This is a genomic window from Paraburkholderia sp. 22098 (assembly GCF_052045935.1).
GTDB lineage: Bacteria > Pseudomonadota > Gammaproteobacteria > Burkholderiales > Burkholderiaceae > Paraburkholderia > Paraburkholderia caledonica.
Genome location: NZ_JBQEPV010000011.1, coordinates 219,076 through 230,772, shown reverse-complemented (window position 1 = coordinate 230,772; position 11,697 = coordinate 219,076). Strand labels below are relative to the sequence as shown.

Annotated in this window: 11 protein-coding genes and 1 rRNA gene; 8 read left to right on the top strand and 4 right to left on the bottom strand. The window is 59.9% G+C overall.

From position 1 onward, the window contains the following. A 5S ribosomal RNA gene (rrf, locus tag ACTJLB_RS23520) occupies window positions 1-86 on the top strand; the annotation flags it as partial. Window positions 87-228: 142 nt separating this feature from the next. Here the strand turns inward: rrf and ACTJLB_RS23515 are convergent. Further along, window positions 229-1,224: a LysR family transcriptional regulator gene (locus ACTJLB_RS23515; protein WP_440784611.1), complete on the bottom strand. Its 996-nt coding sequence runs from the start codon at window positions 1,222-1,224 to the stop codon at window positions 229-231. 196 nt (window positions 1,225-1,420) lie between these two features. On the opposite strand from ACTJLB_RS23515, the gene ACTJLB_RS23510 reads away from it, so the two are divergent. From ACTJLB_RS23510 to ACTJLB_RS23500, 3 genes are all read left to right on the top strand, one after another. Then, the gene (locus ACTJLB_RS23510) at window positions 1,421-3,586 is read left to right on the top strand and encodes an FUSC family protein (protein ID WP_440784610.1); all 2,166 of its coding nucleotides are present in this window, start codon (window positions 1,421-1,423) and stop codon (window positions 3,584-3,586) included. A 139-nt stretch (window positions 3,587-3,725) separates the two neighbouring features. Next, window positions 3,726-3,938: a hypothetical protein gene (locus ACTJLB_RS23505; RefSeq protein WP_310071593.1), complete on the top strand. Its 213-nt coding sequence runs from the start codon at window positions 3,726-3,728 to the stop codon at window positions 3,936-3,938. Window positions 3,939-4,090: 152 nt separating this feature from the next. After that, complete coding sequence (locus ACTJLB_RS23500; RefSeq protein WP_131317651.1) at window positions 4,091-5,605, top strand: acetyl-CoA hydrolase/transferase family protein; 1,515 nt, start codon at window positions 4,091-4,093, stop codon at window positions 5,603-5,605. A gap of 64 nt (window positions 5,606-5,669) precedes the next feature. On the opposite strand, the gene ACTJLB_RS23495 is transcribed toward ACTJLB_RS23500, so the two are convergent. Continuing rightward, window positions 5,670-5,924, bottom strand: a complete 255-nt coding sequence (locus ACTJLB_RS23495; protein ID WP_020070279.1) for a GlsB/YeaQ/YmgE family stress response membrane protein — start codon at window positions 5,922-5,924, stop codon at window positions 5,670-5,672. Between the two features lie 357 nt (window positions 5,925-6,281). Between ACTJLB_RS23495 and ACTJLB_RS23490 the strand changes: the two genes are divergently transcribed. Continuing rightward, a complete protein-coding gene (locus ACTJLB_RS23490) occupies window positions 6,282-6,818 on the top strand; it encodes a hypothetical protein (protein WP_440784609.1) in 537 nt (178 codons plus the stop codon). A gap of 75 nt (window positions 6,819-6,893) precedes the next feature. Here ACTJLB_RS23490 and ACTJLB_RS23485 read toward each other — a convergent pair whose 3' ends face one another. Continuing rightward, a complete protein-coding gene (locus tag ACTJLB_RS23485) occupies window positions 6,894-8,057 on the bottom strand; it encodes a metallophosphoesterase (protein ID WP_020070281.1) in 1,164 nt (387 codons plus the stop codon). A 399-nt stretch (window positions 8,058-8,456) separates the two neighbouring features. On the opposite strand from ACTJLB_RS23485, the gene ACTJLB_RS23480 reads away from it, so the two are divergent. Beyond that, window positions 8,457-8,795, top strand: a complete 339-nt coding sequence (locus tag ACTJLB_RS23480; RefSeq protein ID WP_027780272.1) for a hypothetical protein — start codon at window positions 8,457-8,459, stop codon at window positions 8,793-8,795. Window positions 8,796-8,806: 11 nt separating this feature from the next. Here ACTJLB_RS23480 and ACTJLB_RS23475 read toward each other — a convergent pair whose 3' ends face one another. Then, complete coding sequence (locus tag ACTJLB_RS23475; protein ID WP_440784606.1) at window positions 8,807-9,391, bottom strand: malonic semialdehyde reductase; 585 nt, start codon at window positions 9,389-9,391, stop codon at window positions 8,807-8,809. A 171-nt stretch (window positions 9,392-9,562) separates the two neighbouring features. On the opposite strand from ACTJLB_RS23475, the gene ACTJLB_RS23470 reads away from it, so the two are divergent. Further along, the gene (locus ACTJLB_RS23470; RefSeq protein ID WP_440784604.1) at window positions 9,563-10,177 is read left to right on the top strand and encodes an alpha-ketoglutarate-dependent dioxygenase AlkB family protein; all 615 of its coding nucleotides are present in this window, start codon (window positions 9,563-9,565) and stop codon (window positions 10,175-10,177) included. Window positions 10,178-10,486: 309 nt separating this feature from the next. Further along, window positions 10,487-11,473, top strand: a complete 987-nt coding sequence (locus ACTJLB_RS23465; protein ID WP_020070285.1) for an ABC transporter substrate-binding protein — start codon at window positions 10,487-10,489, stop codon at window positions 11,471-11,473. The last annotated feature ends 224 nt before the right edge of the window (window positions 11,474-11,697 follow it).

Here is an 11,697-nt window from a genome sequence, read left to right as displayed (position 1 = left end):
CCCTTCCCATCCCGAACAGGACCGTGAAACGACTCCACGCCGATGATAGTGCGGATTGCCCGTGTGAAAGTAGGTAATCGTCAGGCTCCCCAGCAGCATCAGAAACCCCACCCCACAAAGGTGGGGTTTCTGCGTTTACGCGGTGGTAAAACGTGGCGGTAAAACAGCGAGGCCACCTTACAGCCTCACTGCCTGCCGACTCCAGATAGCTTCGCCGCCGCTAGCTTATTACTTCGTGATTCCTTCAGCCAATCCCGCAACGACTCCCGGCAGCGCGCCCACTGCGCTATCCATTTGACGCATGTCGGCCAACAACGCCTCATCGCGCGCGATTACTTTCGGCAAATGCGTGCGCAAAAACTCGACCCACGTCCTCGTCTTCGCGTCGATGAACTTCCGGGACGGATACAGCGCATAAACGTTCATCTTCTGCAGCGTGTAGTCCGGCAATACCCGCACCAACGTGCCATCCCTCAATCCGGCGATGGCAGCGTAAAGCGGCACCATACCAATTCCCATGCCTTCCTGGATCGCGACGATTAACGACTCCGCAATATTCACCTGCACAGGACCGTCGACTTCCATCATCTCGCTGCCGTTGGGGCCGTCGAGAACCCACTCGTGCGGCGCAAACGCAGGCGTATGCAAGATCAGGCACTCGTGATGTGCGAGATCGGCAGGTCGTTCGGGCGCACCGCGCGCTTCAACATACGCGGGCGATGCGCAAAGTATGCTGAACGTCGTACCAAGCGGGAACGAGACAAGGTCGGAATCGGGTAGCGCAGAAGCGCCAATCACCGCCACATCCGCGCTGCCTTCGAAAAGATCCGGTATGCGCTGCGACAGTGTCAACTCAACGGTCACTTCGGGATAAAGCGCGCGATAGTGTGCGATGGCCGGCAGCACGTAGTGTTGTCCAATGCTCGCAAAGCTATGCATGCGAAGCGGGCCGCTCGGGCGCTCATGCGCGCCGCTGGCTTCTTCTTCGGCGGTATCGACGTCGGCAAGTATTTGCTGACATCGCTTCAGATAGCGCTCGCCGGCGGTAGTCAGCGCGAGACGGCGCGTCGAACGGTTCAACAAGCGTGTACGCAGATGTGCCTCGAGTTCGGACACTGCTCGCGACATCGCGCCAGTCGTCGAATTGAAGGACTGCGCGGCAGCGGTAAAACTGCCGGCTTCCACTACGCGCGAGAACACCCGCATGTTTTGTAACGTATCCATCAAACCTTCTATTTCATCGCTGAAGACGTATTGTCCGCTCGACTGATCAGCTCATTGTTGTTTCTTCTGGAAGGGACGTTCCGCGGCCGGCCCGTTAATGCGGACATCGCATGCTTCTACAATCGGCGCCTTGCTCGCCGGTGTCCACATGAACCGGCGCTTTCTTCCGCGATAAGCCCAGGCGCATTGCCTTCCAATGAAACGCCAACATGCGATCAGCCCAACCTCAGATTCCATTGAAAAGTGGCACGCGTTATTGCGCGATTTGAGCCCAGGCTTTCGCGACTGGGTGAGTACGGACGGACTCGTCTGGCTGCACCTACTGAAGACGGTCACCGCAGGATTGCTGGCACTAGGCATAGCAATGGTGCTGGATTTGCCCCAACCGCGTATTGCCATGAGCACCGTGTTCGTGCTCATGCAACCGTTCAGCGGGATGGTGCTCGCGAAGAGCTTCTATCGAATTGTCGGAACGGCGGTGGGCGCGATGGCAGCGCTGACGCTCGGCGCGTTGTTCGTCCAGCAGGCTGAGTTGCACATGCTCGGCATGACCATCTGGATCAGCGCGTGTATCGCAGCGGCAGTCCGGTATCGGCATTTCAGATGGTACGGCTTTGTTCTCGCGGGTTACACGGCGGCGCTGATCGGCATTCCGACCGTCGCGGCTCCGCACGATCTTTTCCTCGCGGCGCTTACGCGCGCAGCCGAAGTGACGGTTGGGATCGTGTGCTCAAGCGCGGTAAGTGCGTTGATCGTGCCTCAGCGCTCGAGCCTTGCGCTACTGCGGGCACTGGAACTCCGGTACTGTAATTTTACTGCGTTCGCGGCCGACGTGCTTTCGCGCCAAGTCAGTCGCAGCGCGTTCGAGCGGCGTTTCGCGGCTCTCGTCGACGAAATCGTTGGGTTTGAAGCAACGCGCATCTTCGCCGCCTTTGAAGATCCGGCGATGCGCTTGCGCAGTCATCGCCTCGGCCGTCTGAACAGCGAGTTCATGGATGCCTGCGCGCGTCTGCATGCGCTGCATCAGTTGCTCAAGCGCTCTCACGCCGGCAACGCGTCCGCAACAATGGCCACTATCGACCCTTGCCTTCGTGAACTGGCGGCACTGCTCACATTGCAGCGTGACGCATCTGTCGATGTATCGCATGTGAGCGCCCGACTACGCCAATTTCAGACGGCGCTTCCGCGGCATGTCCGGCAGATAAGAGGACAGTTGCACGAGGCGTCGGCAGAATTGCTGGCGGATTTCGACACAGCAGCAGAACTGCTATACCGCTTTGTCGATGAATGCGCGAAGTACTCGGACACTTACAGCGCGCTTGCCCGGCGCGAAGATCGTCCACAAGAACGCAGCGCAAACCACTACGTCAGCATAACGAACGGTTATGTGGTTGCCTTCACGTTTATCCGCTCAGCTACGGTGATGGGCATCGCCGCCTGCTTCTGGATTGGGACCGGCTGGCCGAGCGGCGGCCTTGCTGTGATTGGCGCAGCGCTCGCTTGCGCGCTGACGTCGACCGCGCCGGACCCTACAAACATGGCTGTGCAGATGGGACTCGGTTCCGCATTGGCGACCCTGGTTGGTTACGCATTCACCTGCTATGTGTACCCGAACATCGACGGCTTTCCACTTCTCTGCGTAATGCTTGCGCCCGTGTTGGCCACGGGCGCGTATCTGGCGACGCGGAAGCGGACAGCGGGGCTCGGCGTCGGCTTTTCGGTGTTCTTCTGTCTACTCGCTGCGCCGGATAACGTCGTGGTCTTCGAACCTGACCTGCTCATCAACAACGGCGTTGCGCTCACAGCATCGATGTTTCTGGCCGCCATTGTCCTCGCCACGGTCTTTCCCGCCGATATGCGGTGGCTCATCGAACGAATCATAGGCGATCTGCGGGCGCAAGCTGTGCTCGCATGCAAAGACCAGCGGCCGGAACTCAACCAACGTTTTCAGTCGAGCACTCACGACCTCGCTTCGCAATTGCGTCTACTGCTGACGCGGCGGTCACGGCGCCGCCGTCACGCGTTGCGCTGGATGCTGGCGACGCTCGAAGTGGGCCACGCCGTAATCGATCTGCGCAACGAAGTGAGCCATGCCTATTATCTGCAACCGCTCGATCCGCGTTGGCGTCCGGCTGTCGAAGCCGTGCTCGATCGTCTCGCGCAGCTGTTCGAGCGGCCCGACGCGCGAACTTTGGACGGCGCCTTCGTAGCGGTTCGCTCGGCTATCTGGATCGCTCAGGACTTGTTGGCTGCGGTTCGCACAGATCCCGGCAAACGTCACGACGTACAGCGCATTCTCAGTTGCCTTCATTTCATCCGCACAGCTTTGCTGGACAAAGATGCGCCTTTTGCATCGCGCTGACGAAAGTAGGCGTCTGCGTCACGCGCGATCTTTCCGCCGGATGGAAAGGTCACTTCTGGGCAGCCCCGTTTATTCGCACATACAGCGGCCATATAGTTTCATCGTAGTCACGCAGTAACCGTTAGTCCTGGAGAACGAAATGAAATTGAAGATTGTCCTGGCCGTGTGCTCTTTGTTTGCCGCTGTCGCTCATGCACAAACGCCGCAGGTCGCCCCGCAACAGCAGGCGCCGCAGGCGATTGTCCAAAGCAACGATAGCGTTGCCCCGGCCAAGCCGGCTGTCGCGCCTGCGAACAACGCCGACGAGTGTGTCGGCCCTGTGAGCTTCTGCAACATTTACTTCGGCAGCTAGTAGAATCGAGCGGCATTAGGCCGCGTTCGAGAGCGTGTCGCGACGCATGGATGATGACGCCGCGGCCACCGCGACAAGTCGACCGCCGACCAAAGCGCACCGCAGACGCGCGCACCGGTAGAGCGATCGCTGACCATGGAGGGACCCGTTTCATGTACGAAGACCGGATTCGCTGCGATTCGCTGCGCAATAAGATTACATCCGCCGCCGACGCAGCACTCGCAATTAAGGACGGCATGCGCGTGGGCGCGAGCGGCTTCACGCGCGCGGGAGACGCCAAAGCAGTTCCGCTTGCATTGGCCGAGCGCGCTCGCCACGCAGACAAACCGCTGCGCATCACCTTAATGACGGGTGCGTCGCTCGGCCATGACGTGGACCGCATGCTCACGGAGGCTCATGTGCTGGCGCGCCGGTTGCCGTTTCAGGTCGACAAGACGCTGCGCGACGCAATCAACCGCGGCGAGGTGATGTTCGTCGACCAGCATCTCTCGGAGACGGTCGAAATGCTGCGCGCCAACCAGCTCGGCAAACTCGATGTCGCGATCATCGAGGCCGTGGCTATCACGGAAAGCGGCGGCATAGTGCCGACCACATCGGTGGGAAACTCGGCAAGTTTCGCGATACTCGCCGATAAGGTCATTGTTGAAATCAACCTGGCGCAGCCGCTCGCATTGGAGGGGCTGCACGACATCTGGATTCCAGGCCGCCGGCCGAATCGCGACCCGCTCCCGCTCGTTCATGCGCGCGATCGAATCGGCACGCCGGCGATCGAAATTCCAGCCGAAAAAATCGCGGCGATCGTTATAACCGACAAGCCAGATAGCCCTTCTACAGTGCTGCCCGCAGACACGGAGACGAATCTGATAGCGGGTCATCTGATCGAATTCTTCCAGCATGAAGTTGCGCACGGACGTATGCCGCGACGTTTGCCACCGCTGCAGGCGGGCATAGGCACGATCGCGAACGCTGTTTTGGCCGGCTTCGTGGATGCGCCTTTCGACGCGTTCGAAATTTACTCCGAGGTGCTGCAGGATTCCACTTTCGACCTGTTGGATGCAGGGAAAGTTACGTTCGCCTCGGGCGCGTCGATCACGTTATCTGCCGCGCGTCAGGCGCAGGTGTTCGGCGAGCTCGAACGTTACCGCAGCCGCCTCGTGTTGCGCCCACAAGAAGTGAGCAACCATCCTGAAGTGATTCGCCGGCTCGGACTGATCGCATTGAACACCGCACTCGAATTCGACATCTACGGCAACGTGAATTCAACGCATGTGGGCGGCACGCATATGATGAACGGCATCGGCGGATCGGGCGACTTTGCACGCAATGCGTCGTGTGCGATCTTCGCGACCAAGTCGACGGCGAAGGGCGGTCGCGTTTCCAGCGTCGTGCCGATGGTTCCCCACTGCGACCACAACGAGCATGACGTGGACGTGGTCGTGACCGAACAGGGCTTAGCGGATCTGCGCGGTCTCGCCCCGCGCGAGCGCGCCACGCTCATTATTCAGAACTGCGTGCATCCGCAATATCGCGAGCTGCTTCGCGACTATTACCGGGATGCGTTGCGAGCCGGAGGTCAGACACCGCATCGGCTCGAAGAGGCTTTCGCCTGGCATGCGCGGCTACGCGACACTGGGTCGATGTTGCCGGCGGCTCAGGCAGCTGCTTAAGCCAGGACAAAGCTGGCGTCGTGTACGTTGCCCCCGACGCCAGCTTTGTGCAACAAGCGCTACGTTAGCCGCCGCGCCGAACGAGGCGGATGATAAACAGCAGGATGACCGCGCCGATCACAGCAGTGATGATCGAGCCGATCCAGCCGCCACCCAGCGAAATGTGCAGCACGCCGGCGAGCCAACCGCCAATGAACGCGCCCACAATGCCGACGATGATGTCGACGATAAGGCCGAAGCCGCCGCCTTTGACGAGCACGCCGGCCAGCCAGCCAGCGATCGCGCCGATGACAAGCCAGGCAATGATGCCGTGTTCCATAATCGAGACTCCATGGTTGAATGTGGAAAATACGCGGTGACAAAGCTTAGTCGATGCCGGTGGGGCAGTCCATATTCAGGATGCAGAATTAACATTGTCTGAAACTGTTGTAAGCCAGATGTAGACAACGCACGCGGGCAAAAGCGACCAGGAAATTTCGACGATCAACGCAGACCAATCGACAAAGTAATACGGAGTCCAAATATTGACGGCGGTCATCACGATAAACAAACTATCCGCACGTTTTGTATTTGTCTGGGCATCGCAAGATCGTTACGCCTGCCTGGAAAAATAGCCAGTTCGCTGAACCGCATTGGTTCTCCGCCGTTCTCTGCCGTTCATGTCGTCGAGGAATGTATGAAAACTAAAGCTCTTGGCATCATTGCGGGCGCGTTGATTGCCGCCGCCCCGTTCGCGTCCTTCGCCGCAGGTTTGCCTGCTCCGTTTGAAGGAAGCAGTACCCTGCAGGCGGAAGGTGTCGTGACATCTGTCGACCGCGCAAAGCATTCCGTGACTGTGCGAGACGTGCAGGGCGGTGAGGCGTCGTTCGACATTACGGATAGCCGAGACCTGGCGCGAATCAGTCAAGGCGGCAAGGTACATATCCGTATGATGCGTACCGCTGTGATCCGGGTTACGCATGGTGCGAACGGGGAAGGCGCAATCGCTGCTCCCGCTGCGTCACTCGGGCAGACCAACCCCGAACAGAACGTAAGCGCTCAAGTGCAGGCAATCGACCATGCTTCCGGCGTGATGGCGTTGAAAGACGCAAACGGCTCAGTCTTCCATCTTCAAGGCCGCGATCCGGCAAAGCTGGCGAACGTAACGCCGGGCATGCAAGTGTCGGTGGCGTTCGCGCCGCAAATCAATGTCGCGGTCGCGCCCTTGCAGTAATGAGCGTTTTCATGTGCCGGCGTGTTGCGTCGAGCGAACAACGCATGTGCTTACGAACGCCGCTTCGAGCGACGCCTAGTCCGGCACGCCGGGCACAAGGCGCACACGGGTAATCTCCGAAGGTGCGCCAAGGCGCTTCGGCGGTCCCCAGTAACCGGTGCCGCGGCTCGTGTATACCCACAATCCGTTCAGGCGTGCGAGGCCGGCGGTGAACGGTTGCTGAATCCGCACGAAGAAGTTCCATGGGAAGAACTGGCCGCCGTGCGTGTGACCCGACAGTTGCAGCGTGAAGCCCGCTGCAGCGGCTGCTTCGGCGGAGCGTGGCTGGTGCGCGAGCAGCACTTTGATCAGCACGTCGCCCGGTGCACCCGCGATCGCTGCCATCGGGTCACTGCGGTGCAGTGGATCATGATGGCCAGCCGAATAATCGGTTACGCCGGCAATGACGGCGCGCGCGCCGTCGTGCTCGACGATCACGTGTTCGTTGAGTAGCACGTTGAGTCCAAGGCGCCGGAATTCGTCGATCCACGCGTTGGCTCCCGCGTAATACTCGTGATTGCCAGTAACCAGGAACGCGCCGTGACGTGCACTCAGGCGCGAGAGCGGCTGTGTGTGATGAGTCAATTGTGGGACCGTGCCGTCCACTACGTCGCCTGTCACGGCAATGAGGTCGGGCTTCAGATGATTCACTGCGTCGACGATAGCGTCCACATAGCGGCGCTTGATGGTCGGGCCCACGTGAATGTCGCTGATCTGAACAATCGTGAAGCCATCGAGGGCGGCTGGCAGATCTTCGATCGGCACGTCGATCGTCACGACGCGGGCGCGGCGGCGGGCATTGAAGAGGCCGACCAGTGTCGACAGTATTGCAAGCAACGGCACGGCAGCCGCGGTGCCGGTCCGCCAACGAGCGAGGGCGATTGTGCCCGGCCAGATCGCGTCCACGGTCATCAGTGAGGCCAGCACCAGGTCGCGCGCAAATGTGAGAACCAGCAGCGAAGAGAAGAAGCCCATTGCCAGCAAGCCGACCCACGCGAGCCGGTCCCCGAGCGGTTGCTGTTTGATCGTGCGTGCAAGCATGCCGAGCGGAATGAGCAGGACCGACAGCACCAGCCACAAGCCTGCCAGCGTGCGGACGGTCATGCCGACTGGCATGTCCGGTATCAAACGGAAGCCGACGTAAATGTGCAGCAGGATGCCAATCAGGATCAGGCGTACAAGGAACGATGAGCGGCGCATAGAGAACGTGAGGGCGGGTAGGGGCCGGAAGGATAAAGCGCCGGCGCTGGCCAGTCGCTGCGGCGATGTAACCGACTGGCTGGCTATTCTACCGGCATGCGCAACGGCGTGCCGGCGCGTGAAATGCACAAGCGTCCGCGCGCAGTCGAGTGTTTCGCTGCAGCGCAGCGATAGCGGCAGGCAGGCCATGTGTCGACAAGGCATTTGCCTAAAGCCATCCACCATGAGCATGGCTCAGCAAGCTGATAACCCTAATTAAATGGGCTTTGAATTAAGCGTAGGCGTGGACTATTCTGAAAGTAAGCCGGCTGGCGGAAAGAATCGCTGCAACGTCTATCGACACGACAGCGGTCGAATTCAGTTGGCGTTATCGCCACAAAGGCGAGGCAGGAGGCGATCATGAAGCTGCTCGGATCAGGCCATCGTTTTCACCACGGGGGGCCTGCGCGCCGTACTCATCACGTGGGATACGAGGGCAGTCATGTGATGCTGCCTCTCGTCGGCCTGTCGTTGATGGCGTTGGGTTTGTACCTTGGCGTGCGCAACATCGACTTCTCCGAGGTCGGCAAAAGCGCGCTATTCGGTGTCGTAATGCTGTGCGTCGCGCTCGGTATTGCGGGGCTGTTCGGGGTCGTCGGCGCCTGGCTGCGCTCCAATGGCGACGAAACTGTAGAAAATTTCTGCTTCGTCGGCGCGGTGATAGGCGTCGTCGTGTTTTACATCGCAATCTTCACCTGAAACGGCGTGCGTCAGACTATCCGCGCGGCCTCGGCAAAGCTCAAGCGGGGGCTGCGCGGAAACAGTTTCGACGCATCACCGTAACCGAGATTGACCAGGAAGTTCGACCGGATCGTCGTGCCGGCGAAGAACGTCTCGTCGACTTGGGTTGCGTCGAAGCCCGACATTGGGCCGGCGTCGAGACCAAGCGCCCGAGCGGCAAGGATCAGGTATCCGCCTTGTAGCGTCGAGTTGCGAAACGCCGTGTCGGCAATTGCCTTGTCGTTACCGGCAAACCAGCTACGCGCATCGGCATGCGGGAAAAGCTTCGGCAGGTGCTCATAAAATGCCATGTCCATCCCGACAATGACCGTCACCGGCGCCGCCATCGTCTTGTCCACGTTACCGGGGGACAACGCTGGCCGCAGCTTCTCCTTGGCAGCTGGGCTTTTTACAAAGACGAACCGTCCTGGACTGCAATTGGCCGACGTCGGGCCGAGCAGCGTGAACTCGACGAGTTGCTCGAGCAATGCGTCATCAACGGGTTTCTGCTGCCAGGCACTGTACGTCCGGGCTTCCCGAAACAACTGATCGAATGACTGATCGGATAAATTCATCGTAATGGTCCAGTGAAGGTGACGCCGCGATCGCAGCGCAATGAGAAGCGCCAATAGAGGCATCCGCCGAGTCCAATGAAACCGCAAGCCGCTAAAGCAGGCGGGTCGTCTTTGCCACCATAATAGTCAACGTTCCATTGCGCACGCTCCGCACTCGTTTCAAGCAACCATATGACGGACCTATTCGATGACCTTCCGACGCCTGACGTCGCCTGGTATCCCGATTGGCTCGCGCCCGATAGAGCCGAGCAGTGCCTTGCGCAACTCCTAGCCGAAGTCGAATGGCGGCAGGATACGATGGGTACGCCCGGCGGTCGCGTCGCGCTGCCGCGGCTAACCTCGTGGCAGGGCGATCCCGACGCGGTGTATGTCTATTCCGGCATACGCAATCTGCCGCAACCGTGGACGCCCACAGTCGCGGAACTCAAGACCGCTGCCGAAGCGGCCAGCAATGCGCGGTTCAATAGCGTTCTGCTCAATCGCTATCGCAGCGGCACCGACAGTATGGGATGGCATGCGGACCGCGAGCGCGAGCTCGGGCCGCAGCCGGTGATCGCATCGGTCAGCCTGGGCGCGGCGCGCACATTCGACCTGCGGCATAACAAGACCGGCACCGTTCAGTCTTTTTCGCTGAAAAGCGGCAGCCTGCTGGTCATGAAGGGCGAGACGCAGGCCGAATGGCGGCATCGGGTGCCGAAAGAGCCGCGCGTAACAGGCGAGCGCATCAACCTTACCTTCCGATGGGTCACACCCCGCGAGGAAGCGGGCCGGTCGTCGCGCGGATAAACGCCTCATCGCAGGTTCGACTTCCGGACGCAGCAAAGCGCGTGTCACCCAGCAGGTAAGCACATAAAAACCACCGGCCGCTTTGCCGCCACTCCGATCCATGAGCGGATTAGCGCCCGCCAGCTTCGCGCCCGCGGTCTCCGCATAAGTCCGCGTCCTATATCAAAATTGATATTGCCGACGCGAATCATATGATTGGACTGTTAGGGCCCGGCACACTACGCTACATCACGATCCACGCATCGCGCAGGACTTAGGGCCGCGCGGATTCGACGGGGTCGCTTACACAACAACGATCAGGAGACAGTCATGGCGAATACACGACGCGCCGCATGTCGTGCGTTGGGCGCGCTCGCGCTGTGCGCGGGTTTCGGTACGCTGACGCTGGCAACGCCCGGCGCCTATGCGCAGGACAAACAGATCACGCTGGGTTTCGCCCAGGTCGGCGCCGAAAGCGCATGGCGGACCGCCAACACGGAGTCGGTGAAGTCCGCTGCGGCCGACGCCAAGATCAAACTCAAGTTCTCCGACGCGCAGCAGAAGCAGGAAAACCAGATCAAGGCGATCCGTTCGTATATTGCGCAGAAAGTCGACGTCATCGCTTTCTCGCCGGTCGTCGAATCGGGCTGGGAACCGGTGCTGCGCGAGGCTAAGGCCGCGAAGATTCCTGTGATTCTCACTGACCGCAACGTCGACGTCAAAGACACCTCGCTGTACGTGACGATGATCGGCTCTGACTTCCTTGAAGAGGGCCGGCGCGGCGGGAAATGGCTCGCCGATCACTATAAAGATGCGCAAGGTCCGGTCAACATCGCTGAATTGCAGGGAACTGTAGGTTCCGCGCCGGCGAACGACCGGCACGCTGGCCTCATCGAAGTGATCAAGAGCGATCCCAAGTTCAAGGTTATCGCGTCGCAAAGCGGCGACTTCACGTTGGCCGGCGGCAAGCAGGTCATGGAAGCGTTTATTAAAACTTATGGAAATAAAATAAATGTAGTTTATGCGCATAACGACGATATGGCGCTCGGTGCCATCCAGGCAATGGAAGAGGCGGGCATGCATCCAGGCAAGGACGTCATCGTCGTTTCGTTTGATGCAACCAAGGGCGGCTTCCAGGCGATGGCCGCCGGCAAGATGAACGTCGACGTGGAATGCAGCCCGTTGCTCGGACCGCAACTCATGTCGGCGGTAAAGGATGTGGTGGCCGGCAAGCCTTTGCCGAAGCGCATCCTGACCGAAGAAACTGTCTTCCCGATGAGCGTTGCGGCGCAGACGTTGCCAACGCGAAAGTACTAGGAAAAGTAATTAGTCTTCCTCTCTATTTGCCTGTATGCCATAACGGTTAATCCAGCACTGGCATTAGCAGAGGAAGCTGTAATCGAGCTTCAAAAGTTTCTCCAGCGGTGCCTGACCGTCCGATTGCTTGGGCAGCGGACGGTCTCTTTTCACCCGATGCTGGGGCTTGCCGCAACGACGGCAACACAGGCACGACGCGCCAAGGCACCACGACACCAACGCAC